This window comes from Pseudomonas viridiflava, from assembly GCF_003702045.1.
GTDB lineage: Bacteria > Pseudomonadota > Gammaproteobacteria > Pseudomonadales > Pseudomonadaceae > Aquipseudomonas > Aquipseudomonas viridiflava_C.
On record NZ_RBTP01000012.1, the window covers coordinates 822,979 to 847,875 of the forward strand.

Genomic DNA, 24,897 nt, shown 5'->3' on the forward strand with positions numbered 1-24,897 from the left:
TTAGTGTTGATCGTGGTTTTGCATGAAAATCGTTCATGTTGGTGGCAGGTACACCCTTGTAGAATTGCGCCATTTTACTATCAAGGCTCAGGTGCTATGCCGTACCGCTTGTTGGCAGGCATCCTCCTGCTCGTATCCAGCTGCGCCCTTCAGGCCCAGACGCCCCCACCGGAGTCGTTGCCCGCCGTTTCCTATGTGCGTGATGTTGAACCTATCCTCACCGAGAAGTGTGTGGCCTGCCATGCCTGCAACGACGCGCCATGCCAGTTGAATCTGGGCAGCGGTGAGGGCGTCAGCCGTGGCGCGAACAAGGTGCCGGTCTATCAGGGCGACCGCACCCAGGCGGTGGCGCCCACGCGTTTGTTCTATGACGCACGGGATACCGAAGCATGGCGCGGCAAAGGCTTTTATTCGGTGCTCGATGCGCAGGGCAGTCAGGCTGCCCTCATGGCGCGCATGCTGGAATTGGGACGCAGTGCGCCGTTGCCCGACAACAGCAAGATCCCCGATTCCATCGCGCTGGGTATCAACCGTGAAAATGTTTGCCCGGCACCTGGTGAGTTCGATGCCTATGCGGCGGCGCATGCCCAACAGGGCATGCCGCTGGCAGTGGCAGGACTGACTGGCGCTGAATACCAGACCCTGCAACGCTGGCTGGCGGCAGGCGCTCCGGTGGAGCCGCATGCCATCACGCCAACCGTCACCGAGGCGAGCCAGATTCTGGCTTGGGAAAACCTGCTCAATCAACCGGGTGCCAATCAGGCACTGGTCGGTCGCTGGCTGTTCGAGCATCTGTTTCTGGCGCACATCTACTTTCAGGACGGCGAGGCGGGGCACTTCTACCAATGGGTGCGTTCACGCACGCCAACGGGCAAAGCTGTGGACCTGATCGCCACGCGCCTGCCGAACGACGACCCTGGCAGCGATTTCTACTACCGGCTGGTGCCCGTGCAAGGCGTGATTGTTCATAAGACCCACATCACGTATGCATTGAGTCCGCAGAAGATGGCGCGGGTGAAACAGCTGTTTTACGCCAACGACTGGAAGGTCAACGCGCTGCCGGGCTACGGTCCGGGGCACCGCAGCAATCCCTTTCTGACGTTCGAGGCCATCCCTGCGGCTGCCCGTTATGAGTTCATGCTCGATAACGCCGAGTACTTCGTGCGCACGTTCATTCGTGGTCCGGTGTGCCGGGGGCAGATCGCAACCGACGTGATTCGCGACCAGTTCTGGGTGATGTTTCAGGACCCCGCTCACGACCGTTACGTGACCGATGCAGTGTACCGAGGAGAGGCGACACCGTTGCTGGCCATGCCGGGGCAGAACGACAGCGTCGGCAGTGTCTTGAGCCTGTGGTTGTCATTCCGTGATCGCCGTAACGCTTATGAAGACCTGCGCCGCGATACCTACGCGAAAAAACCGCCGCCGGGCTGGAGCGATCTGTGGGCGGGTAATGACAATGCGTTGCTCACCGTTTTCCGTCATTTCGACAGCGCGTCGGTCACCAAAGGGCTGATCGGCGATGTGCCACATTCGATGTGGCTGTTCGATTACCCGCTGCTGGAGCGCACCTACTATCAGTTGGCGGTCAACTTCGACGTCTATGGCAACGTCTCCCATCAGGCTCAGACGCGGCTTTATTTCGACCTGATCCGCAACGGCGCCGAGATCAATTTCATGCGTCTGATGCCTGCCGATCTGCGTGAGGGGCTGCTCAGCGACCTCTATCAAGACAGCGGCAAGGTCAAGATGTGGCTGGATTATCAGAGCATCGACGACGATACCCCCACCGGGATAGGCCTGGACAAGAACAGTCCAGTGCGCGATTTCGCCAACAAACTGATCAATCGGTCGACCGCTTTCAACGCCTCACCCGATCCGATCAATCGTTGTAACGGCGCGTATTGCTCGCGTCCGGGTATAGGCAGCGAATTCGCTCAGGCCGAACAGGCACTGAGCCACCTGACCTCGCGGCCTGCCGCTGGCCTGAAGGTCATCGATCAATTGCCCGAAGCGACGATGCTGCGCATTCAGGACAGCACCGGCAAGCGGGTGATGTACAGCATGCTGCGCAACCGTGCGCACACCAACGTGGCGTTCCTGCTGGGTGAGTCGTATCGCTATATTCCGGGCCTGGACTCCCTGAGTATTTACCCCGGCGTACTCAGCAGCTACCCCAATTTCATGTTCAACGTGCCGGCTGTCGAAGTTCCGGCGTTCGTGGAGGCGATGCAGCAGAGCAAGGATCAGGCAAGCTTCGAACAGATCGTCCAACGCTGGGGGGTTCGACGGACTCACCCCCTGTTCTGGACGTACTTTCACGACCTGAACCGTTATCTTCAGGAAACCGACCCGCGTGAAGCCGCAGTGCTCGACATGAATCGCTACGAGAACCTCTAAGCCGGCCTTTTTTAGCCGCAAGCCACGTAATACATGGCTTGCGGCCATCTCTGCAAACCTGAACGAATCACGTTTTCTACGATCTTTTTTTCAAAAAAGCGGTCCCACAGGGGCGCGTCATGAAACAAGCGGCGTTACCCAACGTTTGATTCATGGCTGAAAAGTCAGGCAGTAGAGGTTTTTTGGATGTTGATTTCGGTACAGGCCCTACGGGCATTCGCGGCGTGGGTCGTGGTGTGTCATCACTTCATGCAGATTTTTTACGACTTCAAGGCCAGTGGTCCCATTGGCGAATTCTTTGTCTCCAAAGGCGCGGTTGGCGTCGATATCTTTTTCGTCATCAGCGGGCTGGTGATTTTCCTTTCGACTCAAAAAAGCGACATGCCCGCCGGGCGTTTTATCCTGCACCGTCTGATTCGCATCGTGCCCGCCTACTGGCTGTACACCGCAGCAATGGCACTGCTATTGCTGGCGGCGGCACCGATGCTGCCGCACCAGGTCATCGGCTGGCAGAACTTCCTGCTGTCGCTGGTTTTCATCCCTTCGGAAAATCCGGGCGGCTACGGGCTGTACCCCACGTTGAACGTGGGCTGGACCTTGAATTACGAAATGTTTTTCTACCTGCTGTTTTCTATGGTGTTCCTGTTCAAGCAGCGCCACCGTCCACTGATCATTGCAGCAGCGTTGTTTGGCGTCAGCGAGGTGCTGGCACGTGCGGGTTTGATCAGCCGCTTCTATGGCAATGACATCATTTACGAATTCCTGCTGGGCATCGGCATCGGTATTCTGTACCGCCGTGGCTGGATCAAGGAGGCGTTATGGCTGCCCCTCGCCGGCATCGCGATGGGCCTGTATGCGATCAATCACCTGACCAATGAAGAGCGTCTGTTGAACTGGGGCCTGCCCAGCGCGTTGATCGTGTTGTCCTGCATTTCGCTGGAGCCGTATTTCCGCGGCAGTCGTCTGCTCAAGGTGCTTGGGGACTGCTCGTATTCGGTCTACCTGCTGCATGTGCTGGTGCTGTACGGCGGCCTGCTGATGGCTCAGCGCTACGGTTTGAGCCCGTACGTGGTCTTTGCCTTCTGCGTACCGGTCATCGCGATGGGTGCATGGCTCAGCTATGAGTGGATCGAGAAAGGGCTTTATCGTCGGCTCAAGGACTGGCTGGATGCGCGTCGCGCCGTGCAGCCTGCCAGGGCGCTTTCCTGATGAGCGCTTTTCCGGGACGCTCTTTCCCGACTGGCTCTTTTCCGACAAAAATACTAGGACTTTGTGTGGCGCTCTCGATTGGCGTAAACTGCTGGCACGTCTGCGAGGAATTTTCATGACCGCTATCACTATTACCGATGCTGCCCACGATTACCTGGCCGATCTGCTGGAAAAGCAGAACACTCCAGGCATCGGCATCCGCGTGTTTATTACCCAGCCTGGCACTCAGTACGCCGAAACCTGCATCGCCTATTGCAAGCCGGGCGAAGAGAAGCCGGAAGACAAGGCCATTGGCCTTAAAAGCTTCACGGCCTGGATCGACGGTTTCAGCGAGGCCTTTCTGGACGACGCCGTCGTCGATTACGCCACTGACCGCATGGGCGGCCAGCTGACCATCAAGGCGCCTAACGCCAAAGTGCCGATGGTCAATGCCGACAGCCCGATCAACGAGCGTATCAACTACTACCTGCAAACCGAGATCAACCCGGGTCTGGCCAGCCACGGCGGCCAGGTCACGTTGATCGACGTAGTAGAGGAAGATACGCAGAACATCGCCGTGCTGCAGTTCGGTGGTGGTTGCCAAGGCTGTGGCCAGGCCGATGTCACCTTGAAGGAAGGCATCGAGCGCACCTTGCTGGAGCGTATTCCAGAGTTGTCCGGTGTGCGTGATGTGACCGACCACACCCAAAAAGAAAACGCCTACTACTGAGCCTCTTCCTTTTGCAGAAAACGCCCTGACGTGTTCGGGGCGTTTTTGTTTCTGGTGTTTGATGCATCTGGCACGTTGCTGCAGGGCCATCGCCCCGCGAAATGTCGCGTCATCAAAGGATGCTCATGCGGGCCAATGGTTGGAACAGGGCGTGCGGCCAGAAAAATTGTACAAAGTTGTACGGTTATCACTTCAGTTTTCGTGATTGCTGACGATTCAGTTGCGATGAGCCAGGGAGGAGGCACGTAACGTCTACCAAGTGAGTGATCAATGTCCTATTTTCCTTTCTGGCGCCGCGACCGTGTTGCGCTGAAACAGCTGATTTCAGCCGTCGTGAACGGCAGCAAGCCCAATGTGGCGGGCTGTGCCGAAGCCGCAGGCGTGACCGAGGCCTGGCGTCACCTTGAAACCACCCAGATGCACACGCAATCTCGTATCCAGGTGCTGGAGACGGAGCTTGAGCAGGCTCGTCTTATGCTGGGAGAGGCCGCGTCCAGCGCCGCTGCTTATGAAACCCGGTTCGACCTGGTGAATCTCGCGTCCAGTGAAGGGCTGTGGGACATGGAGGTGGTGGCGGGCGATCCTGTGAACCCGAAGAATCGGTTCTGGTGGTCCCAACAACTGCGCAACCTGTTGGGTTTCAACGACGAGCGCGATTTCCCCAACGTGCTGGCGAGCTGGGCCGACAGACTTCATCCCGAAGACAAGCAAGCCACGCTGGATGCCTTTGCCCGGCATTTGAACGACAAGACGGGGCGTACGCCCTATAAAATCAAGAACCGCTTGGCCATGAAGAATGGCACCTACCGCTGGTTTTACGCCCAGGGCGAAACACTGCGCGACGACCGTGGCGTTCCCATACGTGTAGCCGGCTCGCTACGAGACATCCAGGACGAGCTCGAACGTGACCGCGCCCACGACGTCATCATCACGCGCTTCGAACTGGCGCGTGAAATGCTCTCCGACGGCTTGTGGGACATGGAGGTGATCGCGGGCGACCCGGTCAATCCGCGCAACCCCTTCTGGTGGTCGCCGCAGTTCAGAAGGCTGCTGGGTTTTGAGACGGTTGAAGAGTTTCCTGACGTTCTGGACAGTTGGGCCTCCAGGCTGCATCCCGACGACAAGGAGCGAAGCCTCAATGCGTTTGGTGCCCACCTTAATGATCGCAGTGGCAAGACGCCCTTCGACATTGAGTACCGGCTGAAGATGAAGAGCGGAGAGTACCGCTGGTTCAGGGCTCGGGGGCAGACGCGGCGTGATGCTGGCGGCGCTCCCGTGCGCGTGGTAGGTGCTTTGGTCGACGTGCATCTCTTGCATGAGCAGGAGTCGCTTCGTGAAACCGAGTCCCAGCACCAGCGCAACCTTGAGGAGAACCTGGCCCAGCTTTCACACATCGTGAGCACCATCCAGAGTATTGCGAGCCAGACCAACTTGCTGGCGTTGAACGCCGCCATCGAAGCCGCCCGCGCCGGTGAGGCGGGGAGAGGGTTTGCCGTCGTGGCTGATGAAGTGCGCAAGCTGGCGACCCGGACCACGGATGCCACCCAGCAGGCCGTGAGCATGATGAGCCGATAACGCTTCCCTTGCCTGCCGTACAGTGGCCCACGTGATGACTGGGCCTGAGCGGCCACGATCGGTTGATGATCGTGGCCGCCGGGGTCAGTCGAGCCTCACGGCCTGTGGGGGTGATTGGCAACCGGCTCGCTGAGCGTCTGCGGGTCCAGCGTCACCAGTACGGCGCCTTCGCTGACCATATCGCCCTCGCGACAATGCAGGGCTGTTACCACACCAGCGCTGGCGGCACGGACGCTGTGTTCCATTTTCATGGCCTCCAGCACCACCAGCAATGTTCCCGTCTCGACCTGTTGGCCTGATTCCACCAGCACCCGCACGATGCTCCCGTTCATGGGCGCAACCAGACCGCCATGCACGTGTTGGCTCGATTCCACTTGGGTGACTGGATCGGGCTGGGTGATGGTGTACAGCTCACCGTGCCATTTCAGGTACAGGCTTGCACCCCGACGAATGGCCACATGCTGACGCCTCACGTTGTCAGTCTCGATACTCAGCGTGTCGGCGCTCCACCCAAACGGTGAGGCGCTGTCGTGTCGCAAACGAATCCGTTTGCCATCCCCGTCGCCGTTGCACTTAAGGCACAAGTCGATTTCGGCGGGCAGGCCGGCACGAAAGCCTGTGTTTGAACTCCAGGGTGAATGGAGATCGTCCTCGCGAATTCGCCTAGGTTCGCTCTGGCGGAAGGCCTCGGCAGCGGCCTGCCAGAAGTCGTCGGTCAACGGTTGTGGCTCTGGCAGCAATTGCGCCTGATAGCGGGGGATGAAGCCGGTGTCCAGCTCTGCAGCGGCAAAAGCGGGGTGGGCGATGATGCGGCGCAGGAAGGCCAGGTTAGTCTTGACGCCTCCGACGGCGAACTCATCCAGCATGCCCAATAAACGCAAGCGCGCCTCTTCACGATTTTCGCCCCAGGCGATCAACTTGCCCAGCATCGGGTCATAGAACGGCGAAATGCTGTCGCCTTCAGCCACGCCGCTGTCAACGCGTCTTCCGTGACCCGCAGTGGACTCCCGATACAGCTCAAGCCTGCCGGTGGCGGGCAGAAAATCATTGGCCGGGTCTTCGGCATACAGCCTTACTTCAATGGCATGACCGATCAGCGGGACCTGTTCTTGTGTGATGGGCAGCGGTTCGCCACGGGCCACGCGAATCTGCCATTCCACCAGGTCGAGCCCGGTGATGTACTCGGTGACCGGATGTTCGACCTGCAGGCGGGTGTTCATTTCCATGAAGAAGAACTCGCCGCGTGCGTCCAGCAAAAACTCTACCGTGCCTGCGCCGACATACCCGATGGCTTGCGCCGCCTTGACCGCAGCTTCCCCCATCGCCCGTCGCAGTGCTGGAGAAAGACCGGGGGCGGGTGCCTCTTCAACGACTTTCTGGTGGCGACGCTGAATCGAGCAGTCGCGCTCGTTGAGGTACAGGCAGTGGTCGTGCTGATCGGCAAACACCTGAATCTCCACATGGCGAGGCTGGAGCACATACTTTTCGACCAGCATGCGCGAGTCGCCAAACGAGGACAGGGCCTCACGCTGAGCCGACGCCAGGGCTTCGGCCAGCTCACTGTCCTGCTCGACCACCTTCATACCTTTACCGCCCCCTCCGGCCGTGGCCTTGAGCAGGACTGGGTAGCCGATGCGTTCGGCTGCTGCACGGAAGGTTTCTACATCCTGCGCCGCGCCGTGATAGCCCGGCACCAGAGGTACACCGGCGTCTTCCATCAGCGTTTTGGCCGCCGATTTGCTGCCCATCGCGTCGATGGCCGAGGCGGGCGGGCCAAGGAAAATCAGGCCGGCGGCTTCAATGGCGCGAGCGAAACCGGCATTTTCCGAGAGGAAACCGTAGCCGGGATGAATCGCCTGTGCACCGCTGGCCTTGGCCGCCTCGATCAGTTTGTCGATCACCAGATAGCTTTCAGCGGCCTTGCTGCCGCCCAGATCGACACACCTGTCCGCTTCGCGGCTGTGGCGTGCCTGTCGATCAATTGCGCTGTGCACGGCGACCGTGGTCAGGCCCATTTTTTTTGCAGTGCGCATGATGCGGCAGGCGATTTCGCCCCGGTTGGCGACCAGTAGCGTGTTCAGTTCGGTGATGCTCATGACTGCGAGTCCTGTTCGTGGGCAGCGCCTTGTCGAGGTTGAACTTGCCAACTGGGCGAGCGCTTGCCCAGAAACGCGCGCAGGCCTTCCTGGCCCTCGGGGCTGGTTCGAATGCGGGCGATGGCGCTTTCACAGTAACGGCGCAGGGCAGGGGTCAGCTCGCCATTACCCACTTCACGCAACAGGTCCTTGCTGGCGCGCATGGCTTGCGGGCTGTTCAACAGCAGGTTGTCGATCCAGTGGTCCGTCTGGCTTTCAAGCTGCGAAAGCGGGCAATGCTCGGCAATCAGACCGATCTGCTCTGCGCGCTGGGCACTGAAGCGCTCCGCCGTTAGCGCGTACCGCCGTGCGGCACGTTCGCCAATGGCCTGAACCACAAACGGGCTGATAACCGCAGGAGCCAGACCAATACGCACCTCTGACAGGCAGAACTGCGCGTCTTCAGCCGCGATTGCCATGTCGCAGCAACTGATCAGGCCCAGCGCACCGCCAAAGGCGGCGCCTTGCACTACGGCCAGTGTGGGGATTTTCAGTTTGGCAAGGTTGTACATCAGCTCGGCCAGTTCGCGCGCATCGTCCAGATTGGTGTTGTAGTCCAGATCGGCAGCCTGTTGCATCCAGGCAAGGTCTGCACCCGCGCTGAAGTGCTTGCCTCTGCCGCGCACCAGCAGAAAGCGTAACGCCGGATTGCCTTGTACCTTGTCCAGCGCCAAAATCAGTTCTCGGATCATCTGGGCATTGAACGCGTTGTTCTTGTCGGCGCGATTGAGCCACAACGTGGCGAATCCGCGTGGGTCGTCGATCAGTTCTATTGTCGCGAAGGCAGTCATGGTCATTTCCCGGCTTACATTCGGAACAGGCCGAACGTGGTGGGTTCGATGGGAGCATTGAGCGAAACGGACAGGGCGAGCGCGAGTATGTCCCGGGTTTGCGCAGGGTCAATGACACCGTCATCCCACAGGCGAGCGCTGGAATAATACGGATGGCCCTGATGCTCGTACTGGTCGAGAATCGGTTGTTTCAGCTCGGCCTGCTGCTGTGCAGTGAATGCCTGACCGCTGCGTTCTGCCTGTTCGCACTTGACCTGGACCAGCACGCCCGCAGCCTGCTCGCCACCCATCACGCCAATTCTGGCGTTGGGCCACATCCACAGAAAGCGCGGGTCATAGGCGCGCCCGCACATGCCGTAATTGCCCGCGCCGAAACTGCCGCCAATGATCACCGTGAACTTGGGCACCTTGGCGCAGGCCACTGCCGTCACCAGCTTGGCGCCGTGCTTGGCGATACCGCCTGCCTCGTACTTCTGGCCGACCATGAACCCGGTGATGTTCTGCAGGAAGAGCAGGGGAATGCCGCGCTGGCAGGCCAGTTCGATAAAGTGCGCACCTTTCTGCGCCGCCTCGGCGAACAGAATGCCGTTATTGGCCAGGATCGCGACCGGATAGCCTTTCAGATGAGCGAAACCGCAGACCAGCGTGGTGCCGAACAGGGCCTTGAATTCATCGAACACCGAACCGTCCACCAGCCGGGCGATGACTTCGCGTACGTCAAAAGGCTGCTTGGTGTCCGTGGGGATGATGCCGTACAGCTCGTCACTGGCGTACAGCGAGTCAATGGGCGCGATCACGTTCAATTGACCTTGCTTGCGCCAGTTCAGGTTGGCAATGCAGCGCCGGGCTAGCGCCAGGGCGTGCTCGTCGCTGTCAGCGTAATGATCGGCCACACCCGAGGTCCGGCAATGCACGTCGGCACCGCCCAGGTCTTCGGCGCTGACCACCTCGCCTGTGGCGGCTTTCACCAGTGGAGGGCCTGCGAGAAAGATGGTTGCCTGCTCGCGCACCATGATCGCCTCGTCCGCCATTGCCGGTACGTAGGCACCGCCTGCCGTGCAGGAACCCATGACCACGGCAATCTGCGCAATACCCTGGGCGCTCATATTGGCCTGATTGAAGAAAATCCTGCCGAAGTGCTCACGGTCCGGGAAGACTTCGTCCTGACGCGGCAGGTTGGCGCCGCCGGAGTCCACGAGGTAAATGCAGGGCAGACGATTCTGTTGGGCGATGGCTTGGGCCCGGAGGTGCTTTTTGACCGTCAGCGGGTAGTACGAGCCACCCTTCACGGTGGCATCGTTGGCGACGATCATGCACTCGACGCCTTCGACGCGGCCGATCCCTGCGATCACGCCCGCTGCAGGAACGTCTTCGCCATAGACATCATGGGCAGCCAGTTGGCCTATCTCCAGAAACGGGGAGCCGACGTCCAGCAACTGATTGATGCGCTCGCGGGGCAACAGCTTGCCCCGAGAGGTATGTCGTTCCTGGGCTTTTGGACCACCGCCTTGCTGAACCTTCGCCAGCAAGGCGCGCAGTTCGCGGACCTGCTCCAGCAGCGCCGCATGATTGAGGGCGTATTGCGGGTCTCTCAGGTTGATTCGGGTATGCAAAATGGCCATGAGGACTCCGGTATCAACGGGTTTCGTTGAACAGTTCGCGGCCGATCAGCATGCGGCGTATCTCACTGGTGCCTGCACCGATCTCGTAAAGCTTGGCGTCACGCAGCAGGCGGCCTGCGGGGAATTCGTTGATGTAACCGTTGCCACCCAGAATCTGAATGGTGTCCAGCGCCATCTGAGTAGCGCGCTCGGCGCTGTATAAAATCACCCCGGCGGCATCCTTGCGGGTAGTCTCGCCGCGATCACACGCCTGCGCGACGGCGTAGAGGTAGGCTCGGCTGGCGTTGAGCTGGGTGTACATGTCAGCCACCTTGCCTTGAATCAGTTGGAATTCGCCGATGCTCTGGCCGAATTGCTTGCGATCATGGATGTAGGGCACCACCACATCCATGCAGGCTTGCATGATCCCGGTGGGGCCGCCAGACAGCACGACGCGTTCGTAATCCAGACCGCTCATCAAGACCCTGACGCCGCCGTCGAGTTTGCCAAGCAGGTTCTCTTCAGGCACCTCGACGTCATCGAAAAACAGTTCGCAGGTATTGGAGCCGCGCATGCCGAGCTTGTCGAACTTGTTGCTGCGGGAGAAACCCTTCCAGTCGCGCTCGACGATAAACGCACTGATACCGTGGGCGGCCTTTTCCAGGTCTGTCTTGGCGTAGATCACGTAGGTATTGGCGTCCGGGCCATTGGTGATCCAAGTCTTGCTGCCGTTGAGCACATAGCGATCGCCGCGTTTGTCGGCACGCAGCTTCATCGACACCACGTCCGAGCCTGCATTGGGTTCACTCATGGCCAGTGCGCCGACATGCTCGCCACTGATCAGCTTCGGCAGGTAACGCGCCTTCTGCTCAGGATTACCATTGCGATTGATCTGGTTCACGCACAGGTTCGAATGCGCGCCGTAGGAGAGGGCGACCGAGGCCGAGCCGCGACTGATTTCTTCCATTGCCACGACATGAGCGAGATAGCCCAGGCCAGCACCGCCGTATTCCTCGCTGACGGTGATACCCAGCACACCCATGTCACCGAATTTGCGCCACATATCGGCCGGAAACAGGTTGTCCTTGTCGATCTGTGCAGCGCGAGGGGACAGTTCTGCGCTGACGAAGGATCGCAACTGATCACGCAGCATGTCGATGGTTTCGCCAAGGGCGAAGTTCAGGCTGGGGTAACTCATGGGTAGCGTTCCTGTTTTATTCTTGGCGGATTGGCTATGACCTTTACGTTAACGTAAACCTGTGGCGTGCGAGTGTCAACGCAGGTTTTCAACGGCCGTGCTTGAGAGACGGAGGTGGGCGAGGGCGGATCAAAACCCGGAAAGCACGAAGGGGAGCCTGGGCTCCCCTTCAAGGTTTTTTCACATGCTCTTTTTTGTTTTCAGGCGGCCTGTTGTTGTTTTTGTCAGCCTTGTCCTTCACATCTTTTTTGAGCGATCCCTATGCGGGACCAAGAGCAAACGTATTTTTTTGAGCGCTGATGACACTTTTATCGTATTGATCCAACCAGTCCGGTAGCCGCATTGAGGCAGTTTTATTGTTCTCTGTCTGGCTGCGAACGGCTTGCGTACAAGCGGTTCAGAAAAGCTATCCACTCCAAAAAAATCTGTTAGCTACGCCTCTGTCCGTGTTGTTCTTGTTGTGTCAGAGCCGGTACGTGTTGTTTTTATTGGATTGCTGCGTGTTTTTTTATTTTTGTTGTGCCGGAGATATAGCAGGACCCGTGCCAGTTTCTGCAAACCCTTTAAATACGGGGATTTGAGATTTTTATTGTTCACAAGACCTTTGAAAATGGTCGCCGATTGTTTCCGTGTTACCCGTTTGTCTCGACAGAACGCGACGGAGGGTAACACTCTGTGACAAGTTGTCGCACGTGGCGCCCGACAGGTGACACCTCATGCGGACAAGCGTGCTTTGGCGACCCGAGAGCCGTTGGCGCGCTCAAGCACGTCGCAGATACGCTGGCCCGCCTGGATCACCCGATCAAGATCGACGCCTGTTTCAATGCCCATGCCTTCAAGCATGTACAGCACATCTTCGGTGGCGACATTGCCGCTGGCGCCCTTCGCATAGGGACAGCCGCCCAGACCTGCGACCGAGCTGTCGAACACGTGGATACCTTCTTCCAGGCTCGCGTAAATATTGACCAGCGCCTGGCCGTAGGTGTCATGGAAGTGACCGGCCAGCTTGCCGCGTGGAATCTGACCGGCCACTGCATTGAACAAGGCGCGTGTCGCACCGGGCGTACCGGTACCGATGGTGTCGCCCAGCGAAATCTCGTAACAGCCCATCGCGTGCAGTTCGTTGGCAACTGCCGCCACCTGCTCGGGGGACACATGCCCTTCATACGGGCAACCCAGCACGCAGGATACGTAGCCTCTGACCCGCAGCCCGTGCAGGCGAGCGGCTTCCATGATCGGCGCGAAACGCTCAAGACTTTCGCTGATCGAGCAGTTGAGGTTGCGCTGGGAAAAGGCCTCGGACGCGGCTGCAAACACGGCCACCTCCCGAACACCTGCAGCCAGGGCATCTTCGAAGCCCCTGAAGTTGGGCGCCAATGCCGAATAGATAACGCCCTCGCGCCGCTGGATCTGCTCGAAGACCTGCGCCGACCCCGCCATCTGGGGGACCCACTTGGGCGATACGAAGCTGCCGACCTCAATGTGTCCCAGGCCTGCAGCGGTCAGGTCATCGACCAGGCGAACCTTGTCCTCAATACTGATTGGGCGTGATTCATTTTGCAGTCCGTCCCGGGGGCCGACTTCAACGAGGCTGACGCGCTGGGGTAAAGGCATGGAGTGGCTCCCTGAATCGGTCTGAAATCAATGTGAAGGGGCAGCGGTGCGATCCAGCGCAGCGCGGCAACGCTCTTCGGCAGTATCCAGTTCAAGCTGCATTTGCTGAATATCCAGCAACTGCTGCTCCAGCTGGACGCGACGCTCGGCGATCTTGCCAAGCATGGTGTGCAATTGCTTTTGGTTGTCGCCACTGGGGTCGTAGAGCGATATGAGTTCTTTGCACTCGGCCAGTGAAAAGCCGATCCGCTTGCCCCGCAGGATCAGTTTGAGCGTGACCTTGTCACGCGCCGAATAAATACGCTCAAGGCCTCGCCGCTCAGGGCAGAGCATGCCTTGTTCTTCGTAAAAACGGATGGCGCGGGTGGTGATGTCCAGCTCGCGAGCGAGTTCTGAAATGCTGTAGGTCTGGCTGCTCATGGCGGGGCTCGACGGAAGGTATAGCGGCTAACCTACGACCTGCTTAACGTTTACGTCAAGCAGGTGTGCGCGTAGCGAGGAGCAGTCATCAATCGCCGCAAAATCTAGAAATTACTTTAACGTTATTTGTTTAGCTATTTAATTTCAAGGGTATACGACATTAATGTGAAGTCTTTTCTAGTGCCTGTTCCTGCGCCGCAATACGCTGTGATAGCTCGATGATCTGCTCGCGCATCCAGCGATTCGCCGGATCCTGATCGGTGCTTTCGTGCCAATACAGGTGCGTTTCAACCGACGGTACGTCATTGACCGGCAGATAAACGAAGCGCAGGTCGTTACGACGGGCGAAGCGTTCGGGCACCGTCATCACCATGTCTGTCTGCTGCAACACCTGAATGGCCATCAGGTAGTGTTGGGAGCGCAGGGCGATCTTGCGCTGGATACCCATTTTGCCCAGCGCCAGATCCACGTGCCCCAGTCCGCTGCGGCGGCTGGAGATATGAATGTGTGCCTGAGCCAGGTAATCGTCCAGCCCGACCCCCGCCTTGGCCGCCATCGGATGGTCCTTGCGCATCGCACACACGTATTTGTCTTCCATCAGTTTGACGTGACGCACCTGAGGGTCGGTGTTCAACGGCGCGTCAACGGCAAAGTCCAGACGCCCGGCCGCCAGCTCTTTGGTGGTTTCCCGGCGCTTGGAGAGAAAGCTCTCGATCGTCACCGCAGGGGCCAGACGCCGCAGACGCTGAAACAGGAGTGGCAGAATCACCGCCTCGGTCAGATCAGTCATGCTGATGCGGTAGTTCTTGATGGCCTGCTGAGGATTGAAGATCCGGCTTTCCTGCACCGATACCCGCAGCAGTGACAGGGCATTGCGCACCGGGCCGATGATGTTCTGCGCCATCGGCGTCGGCACCATACCTTGTGCGGTGCGCACGAAAAGCGCGTCGTTGAAGGTTTCGCGCAAACGTGCCAGGGCATTGGAGACGGCGGGCTGGGTGATGCCGACGATCTGTCCGGCGCGGGTCAGATTGGCCTCGGTGTAGATGGCGTCGAAGACAATGAAAAGATTGAGATCAACCTTGCTCAGGTTCATTGATGGAGCGCCTCGTGCTGTTTTTATGGTCGCTGCTGATTGTGCAGCGCGGCCAGATCATATATCGGTTATGAATGTTTATACACGCTGAGAATAGATTAGATAAATGTCTGGGCGTTCTCTAGCATTCGTTCATCACCTCGACGCCCAGAACCAAAAGGTAGCTGCTCATGGATTTTGCGTACTCCCCGAAAGTGCAGGCACTGCGTGAGCGCGTGACCGCGTTCATGGATGCCTACGTGTATCCCGCCGAACCGGTGTTCGAGAGGCAAGTAAGCGAAGGCGACCGCTGGCAGCCCACCGCGATCATGGAGCAGCTCAAGGCGCAGGCGAAGGCCGAGGGCTTGTGGAACCTGTTCCTGCCGGAGTCGGAGCTGGGGGCGGGGCTGACCAATCTGGAATACGCACCGCTCGCAGAAATCATGGGGCGCTCGCTGCTGGGGCCCGAGCCGTTCAATTGCTCGGCACCTGACACAGGCAACATGGAGGTGCTGGTGCGCTACGCCAGCGAAGCGCAGAAGGTCCGCTGGCTGGAACCGCTGCTGCGTGGCGAGATCCGTTCAGCCTTCGCCATGACCGAGCCGGAAGTCGCTTCGTCCGACGCCACCAATATGGCTGCCCGTGCTGAGCGCGAAGGCGATGAATGGGTGATCAATGGCCGCAAATGGTGGACATCGGGGGCCTGTGATCCGCGCTGCAAAATCCTGATCTTCATGGGGCTGAGCAACCCCGATGGCCCGCGTCATCAGCAACATTCAATGATCCTGGTACCCGTCGATACGCCCGGGGTAAAAATCGTCAGACCCCTGCCGGTGTTTGGCTATGACGATGCGCCGCACGGCCACGCCGAGGTGCTGTTCGAGAACGTCCGGGTGCCCTATGAAAACGTTCTGCTGGGTGAGGGACGCGGCTTCGAGATCGCTCAGGGGCGGCTCGGGCCAGGTCGCATTCACCACTGCATGCGTTCGGTCGGCATGGCTGAACGAGCATTGGAGTTGATGTGCAAGCGGTCGGTCGACCGCATCGCGTTCGGCAAACCTTTGGCGAGACTGGGCGGCAATATCGACAAGATCGCCGACTCGCGCATGGAAATCGACATGGCGCGTCTGTTGACGCTCAAAGCCGCGTACATGATGGATACCGTGGGCAATAAAGTGGCAAAGAGCGAGATCGCGCAGATCAAGGTCGTTGCACCGAACGTGGCGTTGAAAGTCATTGACCGCGCGATCCAGATGCACGGTGGGGCGGGCGTTTCCAACGATTTTCCTCTGGCCTACATGTACGCCATGCAGCGCACCCTGCGCCTGGCCGACGGACCGGACGAGGTCCACCGGGCGGCGATTGGCAAGTTCGAATTGGGCAAGTACGTGCCTGCGGATGGGTTGCGCAGTCGTTTCTGAGTCCTCTGCCGCGCCCCGATTGGGGCAGGTGGCGGCGTGTCGTTTGCCAAGGCGTCACCTGACTGATTGTGCCGAACTCATCGCCGGCGCGATTCGTAAAGCACAAGTGGCCGGGCAACTGGCGGCTACTCCACCCAGACTTCCACCCGACGGTTCTTGATGCGTCCGTCATCCACGTCATTGGCAGCCACAGGCATTTCATCGCCGAGCCCCAGAATCTCCCGGAACGTCACGCCGCTTTTCTGCAGTTCGCGGCGCACGGCCATTGCCCTCAGTCGTGATAACAGCACCGCTCGCTCAGGATCGCTCTTGGCATCGCCAAACCCGACCAGAGTGACTTTCTGCTCGAGCTTGTCGTTGGCCTTCAAATAGTCCACCACCCGTTTAAGGTCCGTTCGAGCCTTGTTGTCCAGCTGCGCACTGCCTTGGGCGAAGCGAAAGTTGACCGACAGGCGCTCGGCCTTGCGCGTGAGTGCCTGATAGTCGACCGGCATCCGGCTTGTGGTCGGCACCTTGATCGCCTGTACGGTCTGTGCCACAAATCCGTTCTGCGCCACGATGGCCTGACCTTCCGCACTCTGGGCGAATTGCACCAAGGCCTCAGCCCACGGTTGTTGAGCCAGTGGCGGTACGTAGAAGAACAGGCGTCTAGACAGCGGATAATCCTCGGTAGCGATCAGATTGACGGTGGGCAACATAGGGCTGGAATCACCGTCGACAATCGCAATGGCTTTGGCATGTCGGACATAAGGCAAACCGATGAACCCGATGCCATTGCGGTCTTTGGCGACCTCATCCGACAACTGTTCGCTGGACTCGAACCGCAGCGCGGCCTTGGACAGGCTCTTGCCTTGTTTGGCCAGTACCAATTCCTTGAAGGTTTCCCAGGTCCCGGATTTTTCGTCCCGTGCATACACATGAATGGCCCCGGACACCCCGCCGACCTCTCTCCAGTCCTTGACCTCGCCCGAGAAAATGCGGGCCAGTTGCCGGGTATCGAGCTGGCGTATCAGGTTGGACGGGTGAAGAATCACCGCAACACCATCGATGGCGATGACCTGCTCGCCATTGGCACCACTGAGATCACCCAGGCGTGCCAGTTGCGAGACTTCTCCAGCCTTGATCGGGCGTGAGGAGGCGGCCATATCCGCCGCACCGGCATTAAGCGCGTCGAAGCCCGTGCCCGAACCATGCGCGGCAACCTCCACCCGTACCACCTTTCCACTACCGGGTGCAGTGCCGATGACCCGTTGCTCATTGAGGGCCTCGGTGGGCAGGGTTTGCACCGCTTGAAGCCCTTGCTGGCGCATCAGACCCTCGACAAGCGCTGGCCCCAGCCCTGCGTTGATGGTGTTGGAGCCCTGGATGCGCAGCGCCGGTGAATCATCAGCGGGCACGGGCAGCAGGGAAGCTGCCATGCAGGGCAGGGTGGCGCTCGACAGGAGCACCGCCGCAAGCAGAGCGCGCAACATCGGCGGCACCTTGAATAAATGGAAGTGCCGAGAGAATAAGACAGGGACGTTACTAAAAAATGACGGTTTTCATGTCGCGTGAGGTGTGGCCTGCCCGCGGCTGCGGGCAGGTGGCTCAACAATGGGGGTTCAATGCAGTTCCAGCCAGATCGGCGCGTGGTCCGAGGGCTTTTCCATGCCGCGCAGGTCGTAATCGACTCCCGCAGCCTTGATTCGAGGTTGAAGTCCGCTGGAGGTCATGATCAAGTCAATCCTCAGGCCGCGTTTGGGCTCGTCCTCAAAGCCGCGGCTGCGATAGTCGAACCAGCTGAACCGGTCAACGACCTCTGGATACAGGTGCCGAAAGCTGTCCACCAGCCCCCAGTTCTTCAAGCGCTCCATCCATTCGCGCTCTTCCGGCAGAAAGCTGCACTTGCCCGTTTTCAACCAGCGCTTGGCGTTGTCGGGACCGATGCCGATGTCGCAATCCTGCGGCGAAATGTTCACATCGCCCATTACGATCAGCGGCTGATCTGGAGTGAAACGGGTTTCCAACAGCGTCTGCAGGTCGTTATAGAAACGCTGCTTGGCGGGGAACTTGGTCGGATGGTCACGACTTTCTCCCTGAGGGAAATAGCCGTTCATGATGGTCACCGCCTGGCCGTCGGCGTCGGCATAGGTACCCCATATGAAACGCTTCTGTGATTCTTCATCATCACTGTCAAAGCCTTTATGCAAGGCCTGCGGCTTGTTGCGCGACAGCAGTGCAACGCCATAGTGGCCTTTTTGTCCATGAAAATGAACGTGATACCCCAAGGCTTCGATCTCTGCCTGAGGGAACTGCTCGTCCGAGACCTTGGTTTCCTGAAGGCCGATCACGTCAGGCTGATGTTTCTCGATCAGCGCCGCCAACTGATGAGGCCGAGCGCGCAGACCATTGATGTTGAACGAGACGATTTTCATAAAACGGCAGTCCTGGAGAAAACAAACCGCGATGCTAGCTGACCTGCAAGCTCAGGGCCAGCATGCCGTCCGGCGGCCTCGCCCAAGCCTGTCAGACAATTTGTTTGAACTGTCGCAACGTGCCATCACTCGAAACGATGCTTGCCCAGTACTGCTTCAAGCAGTTTCGTTCATGTGAGGTCCCTTTATGTCCCAACCTGCTGCCATCGTGGGCGAAATCCGCCAGCTCGACAGTGGTTATTCCCGTGAAACCCGCTCGCTGCTGTTTCAGGCTTATCGCAAAGACCCGACCTTTGGCTACCTGTTCAATAACCAGCGCTCGGGGTACGAAAATCGTATTCGTGAAACCATACGGCAACTGGTCAAGCAGCACTTTCTACAGAACCAGCCAGCACTGGGCCTGTTCATGGAGGATCGTCTGGTCGGCGTGGCACTGATCGCACCGCCTCAGCGTCGTCTGGGTATTACCGAAAGCTGGGCATGGCGTTTGAGAATGGTGGTCGGTACGGGCCTGAGCTGCACGCAGCGCTATCTGGCCTACTACAACGCGGTGCTGGCCTGTGTGCCGTCTGAAACCGTGCATGTGCTGCCGTTGATCGGTCTCGATCCTGAATTTCAGGGGCAGAAAACCGGCCAGGCGCTTAGTGAGCAATTGCTGCAGGCACTGCACGATTGGTGCGCAGAAGATGAGAATTCTCAAGGCATCGTCCTCGATACGGGAAATCCTCGTTATCTGGAGTTCTATAAGCGACAGGGTTATGAGGAAATTGGTGAGATTGCTGTAGGGCCTGTCCGAGAGCATGTCTTTTTTCACCCCAACCCTAAGGTTCCACTGGCAATCCATGATGTAACGGTCTGATAGACCGTTGTTTTGGTGCGTTCAGCGTCGCCCCCGGGTCGTGCTAGCATCGCACCCATGAAGTTTTTCAGAATATTTAGCAGCAGCCTGCTTCTGATGTCCCTGAGCTCGGTGGCACTCGCCGCCGCGCGTCTCGACGTCCGGATAACGCCTGCCAATCCCGATCTCAAGGCCAATGTCGAAGGTTATATCGGCGACTTGGGCGAGCGTGACGCCAAGGCGTTGCGCAACTTCAGCCTGGGGGCGGAGCAACAGGCGGAAAAGGCCGCGCAAGCGCTTGGTTACTATCAGGCGCAGATCGACAGTGAGATAGAGGACGGAGAAAACCCGCGCCTGATCATGAAAATCCTGCCTGGCGAGCCGATTCGCTTGCGCAACGTCGTCATCCGGGTCAACGGGCCTGCGGCTTCGATGAAAGCGTTCAAGGTGCCGAAAAGTGATGCCCTCAAGAGCGGGGCGGTGCTGAATCATGGCAACTATGAAGATGCCAAGCGGCTCATTCAGAACCAGGGATCCCGTTACGGGTTCTTCAGCGGTCGTTTCAGCCAGCAGCGTCTCGCCATCGACCCACGAGCGGGGGTGGCGGATATTGACCTCGTCTACGACAGCGGCCCGCGTTATTCGCTGGGCAAGGTCGTGTTCAGCGGCGATGCCCCTTTTGACGAGGACCTGCTCAAACGCATGGTGCCGTTCAAGGAAAACACCCCTTACGATTCGCAACTGATTGCAGAACTCAATCAGGCGATGCAGGCGAGCGGGTATTTTGAAGGCGTGCGCGTGGATGCCGCACCCACCGCAGCGGTGAGTGACGTCATCCCGGTTACGGTGCAACTGGAAACCCGCAAGCCGCGCACGATGGGTCTCGGCCTTGGCTACTCGACCGACGTCGGCCCACGCGGCAGGGCCAACTGGACCCGTCACTGGGCCAATCCGCAAGGTCACAGTTACGGTTTTGAATCGGAAATTTCGGCTCCCCGGCAAAATATCGGGCTGTGGTATGACGTGCCGCTCGATCCGCCCTTGACCGATAAACTGCGCTTCGCTGGCGGTTACCAATACGAAGAGATTGCAGGCACTGACAGCCTGAGCAAGCTGCTGACAGTCGGCCCCGAGTGGCACAGTAAATTGCCCAGCGGTTGGGAGCGGGTCATTTCGCTTAAATGGCAGCGCGAGGAGTATCGACTCGGTGACGACTCGGGCCTCAGTACCCTGCTGATGCCCGGCATCAGCTATTCCTACCTGCGCAGCGATGACCGTATCGACCCGCATCACGGTTACCGCCTGCAGTTCGATGCCCAGGTGGCAAAGGAGGGCATGCTGTCCGACGCCAACCTGGTGCGCGGCAACGTGTTGCTCAAAGGGTTGACCACTGTTGCGCAAAACCACCGCTTTCTCGGTCGCGTGCAGTTGGGTGGCAACTTCACCGATGGCTATACCTCGATACCCCCTTCGCTGCGCTTCTTTGCCGGCGGCGATCAGAGCGTACGGGGTTACGATTATCAGAACCTGTCGCCGACCAACTCGGATGGCGACCGTATCGGGGGGCGCTATATGGTGGCTGGCAGCGTCGAGTACCAATATTCCATTGCTGAAAAGTGGCGTCTGGCGACTTTCATCGATCAGGGCAACTCGTTCAACAGCCTGGATATGCCCAGCCTGAAAACCGGCGTCGGGTTTGGTGTGCGTTGGGTTTCACCGGTCGGCCCCCTGCGTCTCGATCTTGCTCATGCGCTGGACGATGACGGCGGTGTTCGTTTGCACTTTTCGATGGGGCCGGAGCTTTGACGAGGATGGACATCAAGCATGGCCTGAAAATCGCCGGATTGAGCCTGCTCGCACTGTTTCTGCTGCTTGTCCTGAGCGTCTGGCTGTTGTTGGCCACCGAAAGCGGGAGCCGATGGTCGCTGGCTCGTGTACCTGGCTTGCAACTGGAGAACTTCCAGGGGCGTCTGGGCGGGCAATGGAGCGCTGACCGTCTGCTGTGGCAGCAGGGTGACGATCGCGTGGAAGTCCGCTCATTGGCGCTCGACTGGGCGCCGGGCTGCCTGCTTAAAATGACGTTGTGCATCGATCGATTGAACGCAGAACAGGTCCTGTTGCACTTCGCACCCGGCGCAGAGCCGGCCAGTGATGGGCCGATCACGCTGCCTGATCTTAAATTGCCATTGGCCGTCCAGGTCAAGGACGTCCAGTTGAGCAGTTTGCAACTCGACGGCGTCGAGCAACTGCGCGACCTCAAACTTGCCGCGCACTGGACCGTTCAAGGCCTGCAAATCGACAGTGCGCATCTTCAGCGTGACGCGCTGGTGCTTGACCTCAATGGAGTGCTCAACCCCGAGGGTGACTGGCCGCTGACCCTCAAGGGGCAATTGCAATTACCGCCGCAAGACGGCAAACCCTGGACGCTGGCACTGGATATCCAGGGCGACTTGCTCAAATCGTTACGCTTGAACGCCGACAGCAGTGGTTATCTCACAGGTGTGTTGAGCGGGGAGCTGCAGCCGTTGGCGGAGCACCTGCCCGCGCGGTTGAAGCTGACCTCCGAGGGCTTCAAGCCCAGCGCAGGCTTGCCGGAAACCGTGCAGCTCGATCAAATGCTGCTCACCGCCGAAGGCAACCTGGACAGCGGTTATGAAATCGACGGAACCGCAAGCCTGCCCGCTGAGATGGGCCCTATGACATTGGCCTTGCAGGGGCGTGCAGATGCGAAGGGAGCCATCATCACTGCGCTGAACCTTGCGGCCAGTGAACAGCAGCGTTTGTTGATCAGCGGCACGCTGAACTGGGAAACGGGTTTCAAAGCTGACGCCACGGTCGATTGGCTGGATTTCCCTTGGCAGCGGTTGTATCCCGTCGCGTCAGCGCCCCAGGTCGCGCTGCAAGCGTTCAAGGGGGAAGTCTCGTATACCGATGGCAAATACCTCGGTCATTTCAACGCCAACCTTAATGGACCGGCAGGTGCGTTTAGCGTAGGCAGCCCGTTCAGCGGCGATCTGCAAAACGTCTATCTGCCGCAGTTGGATGTGGTGGCCGGGCAGGGTAAGGCCAGTGGTCACCTGAGCTTGCAATTCGCCGACGGCATTGGCTGGGATACCGCGCTGGACCTGAGCGCGCTCGACCCCTCGTTTTGGGTGGCCGAGCTGCCGGGTACGCTGGCCGGTCCGCTGCGCAGCACGGGGCAACTCAAAAACGATCAGCTGGATCTGACCGCTGACCTGGATCTGAAAGGCCGGCTGCGCGGCCAGCTTGCGTTGTTGCAGATCAAGGCAGAGGGTCGATCACAGCAGTGGAACCTGGCCAGCCTCAACGTCCGGCTCGGTGATAACCGCGTTCAGGGCAATGGCAATCTGAATCAGCGTTTGCAAGGGCAACTGGACCTCAATCTGCCTCGCCTTGGCCAACTGTGGCCGCGCTTGCAGGGCCAGGCCAAAGGTCGGCTGGACCTCGCAGGAACGCTTCAGGCACCCCAAGGGCAGCTCGCCTTGCAGGGCAGTCAACTGGCCTATCAGGATAATCGGCTGCAATCGCTGATCATGAACGCCAAGCTTGATCAGGCCCAGCGTGCAACGGTCAGTGTCAAGGGCGTGGGTATCCAGGCAGGGGACACGAGCCTTGGAACATTGACCCTGGACGGGCAAGGCACGATCAAGGCTCAACAACTCAAGCTGAACCTGCAAGGTCCGTTGTTGAAGCTGGCACTGGCACTGGACGGCAACCTGGAGCAAGGCAACTGGCGGGGTCGTCTGGCCAGTGGCGAAGTTCAGAGTGGTGGTCAGGACTGGCGGTTGCAGGCTCCGGCGAAGCTCGAACGGTTGGCCGACGGTAAAATCAATTTTGGTGCCCATTGCTGGCTGTCCGGAGCCGCGAGCCTGTGTGGCGAAGACCAGCGCCTGATGCCTGACCCACGCTTGCGTTATCACCTCAAGAACTTTCCTGTCGCAAGCCTGGCGCAATGGATGCCCAAGGATTTTGCCTGGAAGGGCACGCTGAATGCTGACGTTCAGCTCGACGTGCCTGCCGCGGGGCCTAGTGGCCAGATCACGGTCGATGCGAGTGGCGGGCTGTTGCGTGTGCGGGACAAGGAGCAGTGGCTGGATTTCCCTTACCAGACCCTCAAACTGACCAGCACCCTGACCCCTAAAAAAATTGATTCTCGTCTCGATTTTGACGGGGCGAGGCTTGGGCGTCTCTTGCTCACCGCACAGATCGATCCGCTGTCCAGCAACAAGGCTCTTTCTGGCGAGTTCAATCTGTCAGGCCTCGATCTGTCGATTGCGCGTCCCTTTGCGCCAATGGTCGAAAAGCTCAACGGTCGGCTGAATGGTAGCGGCCGTCTTTCCGGCGGTTTGTTGGCGCCGCTGGTCAACGGCAGCGTGACGCTGCAGGGCGGTGAGGTGTCCGGGCCGGAACTGCCGATGGAGTTGCAGGACCTGAATGTCCAGGCATTGATCGCGGGGGAAAGCGTGCAGGTGAACGGCGGCTGGAAAAGCGGTGCCGTCGGCCAGGGATCTCTGATCGGGCAAGTGGCTTGGGGACAGGCACTGCTGGTAGACCTGAGCCTGAAAGGTTCACGGCTGCCGATTCATGTAGAGCCGTACGCAGAGGTCGAGGCTGCGCCTGATCTCAAGATATCCATGAAAGGCGAACGGCTGGCGGTTTCAGGCAAGGTGCTGATTCCCAAAGGGACAATCACCGTGCGCGAACTCCCACCTTCGACCGTCAAGCTGTCAGGCGACACGGTCATTGTCGGGCAACAGACCGAGGAGGGTGCGTCACCGCTTGCTGTGGCGATGGATATCGATGTAGAGGTCGGGCAGGAAAAGCTCAGCTTCAATGGCTTTGGCCTGACGGCTGATCTGGTCGGACGTGTGCACATTGGCGACAACCTCGACACGCGAGGGGAGTTGAACCTCAACAATGGGCGCTATCGCGCTTACGGGCAGCGGCTGACCATTCGCAAGGCTCGGCTCCTGTTCGCCGGACCCGTTGACCAGCCTTATCTGGATATCGAAGCCATTCGCCAGACCGATGATGTGATTGCCGGTATCCGTCTGACCGGCAGTGCCGAGCAGCCGACCACCGAAGTGTTTTCCGAACCAGCCATGAGCCAGGAACAGGCGCTGTCTTATCTGGTAATGGGTAGACCGCTGGGCAATTCCGGGGAGGACAACAACATGGTTGCGCAAGCGGCGCTGGCGCTTGGCGTTGCGGGGAGCGCATCGACCACGGGCAAGCTGGCCGATGATCTGGGGATCAAGGATTTCGAACTGGACACTACCGGCACAGGCGACAAGACAAATGTGGTGGCCAGCGGCAAGATCACGGACAAGTTGAGCCTGCGTTATGGGGTGGGCGTTTTCGAGCCTGCCAATACCATCGCGCTGCGTTACCTGCTCAGCAAACGGGTGTATCTGGAGGCGGCCAGTGGCATTGCCAGCTCGCTGGACATTTTTTACAAGCGCGACTTTTGATATAC

16 protein-coding genes and 3 pseudogenes are annotated in these 24,897 nt (G+C 59.2%); 10 read left to right on the forward strand and 9 right to left on the reverse strand.

The features are described from left to right. Positions 1 to 96 precede the first annotated feature (96 nt). From ALP40_RS05740 to ALP40_RS26065, 5 genes and pseudogenes are all read left to right on the forward strand, one after another. Positions 97 to 2,400 (forward strand): fatty acid cis/trans isomerase, encoded by a 2,304-nt coding sequence (locus ALP40_RS05740; RefSeq protein WP_122207290.1) that lies wholly within the window; start codon positions 97 to 99, stop codon positions 2,398 to 2,400. A 186-nt stretch (positions 2,401 to 2,586) separates the two neighbouring features. Further along, the gene (locus ALP40_RS05745; RefSeq protein ID WP_122207291.1) at positions 2,587 to 3,609 is read left to right on the forward strand and encodes an acyltransferase; all 1,023 of its coding nucleotides are present in this window, start codon (positions 2,587 to 2,589) and stop codon (positions 3,607 to 3,609) included. Between the two features lie 115 nt (positions 3,610 to 3,724). Next, positions 3,725 to 4,318, forward strand: a complete 594-nt coding sequence (gene nfuA, locus ALP40_RS05750) for a Fe-S biogenesis protein NfuA (RefSeq protein WP_004884435.1) — start codon at positions 3,725 to 3,727, stop codon at positions 4,316 to 4,318. Between the two features lie 561 nt (positions 4,319 to 4,879). Then, positions 4,880 to 5,611 (forward strand): annotated as a pseudogene (locus ALP40_RS26060) (PAS domain-containing protein); the annotation flags it as partial. 9 nt (positions 5,612 to 5,620) lie between these two features. After that, positions 5,621 to 5,887 (forward strand): annotated as a pseudogene (locus tag ALP40_RS26065) (methyl-accepting chemotaxis protein); the annotation flags it as partial. A gap of 101 nt (positions 5,888 to 5,988) precedes the next feature. Here the strand turns inward: ALP40_RS26065 and ALP40_RS05760 are convergent. Genes ALP40_RS05760 through ALP40_RS05775 form a run of 4 tightly spaced genes read right to left on the reverse strand, consistent with a single transcriptional unit; the run spans position 5,989 to position 11,618 of the window. Next, positions 5,989 to 7,989, reverse strand: a complete 2,001-nt coding sequence (locus tag ALP40_RS05760; protein WP_122207293.1) for an acetyl/propionyl/methylcrotonyl-CoA carboxylase subunit alpha — start codon at positions 7,987 to 7,989, stop codon at positions 5,989 to 5,991. Next, positions 7,986 to 8,825 (reverse strand): gamma-carboxygeranoyl-CoA hydratase, encoded by an 840-nt coding sequence (locus tag ALP40_RS05765; protein WP_122207294.1) that lies wholly within the window; start codon positions 8,823 to 8,825, stop codon positions 7,986 to 7,988. The genes ALP40_RS05760 and ALP40_RS05765 overlap by 4 nt, the downstream gene beginning before the upstream one ends. Before the next feature lie 8 nt (positions 8,826 to 8,833). Continuing rightward, a complete protein-coding gene (locus tag ALP40_RS05770) occupies positions 8,834 to 10,441 on the reverse strand; it encodes a carboxyl transferase domain-containing protein (protein ID WP_122207295.1) in 1,608 nt (535 codons plus the stop codon). 13 nt (positions 10,442 to 10,454) lie between these two features. Beyond that, a complete protein-coding gene (locus tag ALP40_RS05775) occupies positions 10,455 to 11,618 on the reverse strand; it encodes an isovaleryl-CoA dehydrogenase (RefSeq protein WP_122207296.1) in 1,164 nt (387 codons plus the stop codon). Between the two features lie 184 nt (positions 11,619 to 11,802). On the opposite strand from ALP40_RS05775, the pseudogene ALP40_RS25745 reads away from it, so the two are divergent. Then, positions 11,803 to 12,050 (forward strand): annotated as a pseudogene (locus tag ALP40_RS25745) (hypothetical protein). 282 nt (positions 12,051 to 12,332) lie between these two features. Here ALP40_RS25745 and ALP40_RS05785 read toward each other — a convergent pair. From ALP40_RS05785 to ALP40_RS05795, 3 genes are all read right to left on the reverse strand, one after another. Next, entirely contained in the window at positions 12,333 to 13,232 is a 900-nt protein-coding gene (locus tag ALP40_RS05785; protein WP_122207297.1) for a hydroxymethylglutaryl-CoA lyase, read from the reverse strand. A 27-nt stretch (positions 13,233 to 13,259) separates the two neighbouring features. Continuing rightward, positions 13,260 to 13,652 carry a MerR family DNA-binding transcriptional regulator gene (locus ALP40_RS05790; RefSeq protein WP_122207298.1) on the reverse strand — a complete coding sequence of 131 codons (393 nt, stop codon included), beginning with the start codon at positions 13,650 to 13,652 and terminating at the stop codon, positions 13,260 to 13,262. A 160-nt stretch (positions 13,653 to 13,812) separates the two neighbouring features. After that, on the reverse strand, positions 13,813 to 14,748 hold the full coding sequence (locus tag ALP40_RS05795; RefSeq protein WP_122207299.1) for a LysR family transcriptional regulator: 936 nt from the start codon (positions 14,746 to 14,748) through the stop codon (positions 13,813 to 13,815). Positions 14,749 to 14,918: 170 nt separating this feature from the next. Between ALP40_RS05795 and ALP40_RS05800 the strand changes: the two genes are divergently transcribed. Next, positions 14,919 to 16,148 (forward strand): acyl-CoA dehydrogenase, encoded by a 1,230-nt coding sequence (locus tag ALP40_RS05800; RefSeq protein WP_122207300.1) that lies wholly within the window; start codon positions 14,919 to 14,921, stop codon positions 16,146 to 16,148. 125 nt (positions 16,149 to 16,273) lie between these two features. On the opposite strand, the gene ALP40_RS05805 is transcribed toward ALP40_RS05800, so the two are convergent. Together ALP40_RS05805 and xthA are read right to left on the reverse strand one after the other, a co-directional pair. Continuing rightward, positions 16,274 to 17,620 carry a substrate-binding domain-containing protein gene (locus tag ALP40_RS05805; RefSeq protein ID WP_122207301.1) on the reverse strand — a complete coding sequence of 449 codons (1,347 nt, stop codon included), beginning with the start codon at positions 17,618 to 17,620 and terminating at the stop codon, positions 16,274 to 16,276. A gap of 129 nt (positions 17,621 to 17,749) precedes the next feature. Beyond that, positions 17,750 to 18,562 carry an exodeoxyribonuclease III gene (gene xthA, locus ALP40_RS05810; protein WP_122207302.1) on the reverse strand — a complete coding sequence of 271 codons (813 nt, stop codon included), beginning with the start codon at positions 18,560 to 18,562 and terminating at the stop codon, positions 17,750 to 17,752. Positions 18,563 to 18,749: 187 nt separating this feature from the next. Between xthA and ALP40_RS05815 the strand changes: the two genes are divergently transcribed. From ALP40_RS05815 to ALP40_RS05825, 3 genes are read left to right on the forward strand one after another with little or no spacing between them, the layout of a single operon-like run. After that, entirely contained in the window at positions 18,750 to 19,421 is a 672-nt protein-coding gene (locus ALP40_RS05815) for an N-acetyltransferase (protein WP_122207303.1), read from the forward strand. A 57-nt stretch (positions 19,422 to 19,478) separates the two neighbouring features. Beyond that, positions 19,479 to 21,206 (forward strand): autotransporter assembly complex family protein, encoded by a 1,728-nt coding sequence (locus ALP40_RS05820; protein ID WP_122207304.1) that lies wholly within the window; start codon positions 19,479 to 19,481, stop codon positions 21,204 to 21,206. Positions 21,207 to 21,211: 5 nt separating this feature from the next. After that, positions 21,212 to 24,892, forward strand: coding sequence for a translocation/assembly module TamB domain-containing protein (locus tag ALP40_RS05825; protein ID WP_122207305.1), 3,681 nt, complete (start codon positions 21,212 to 21,214; stop codon positions 24,890 to 24,892). Positions 24,893 to 24,897: the final 5 nt, after the last annotated feature.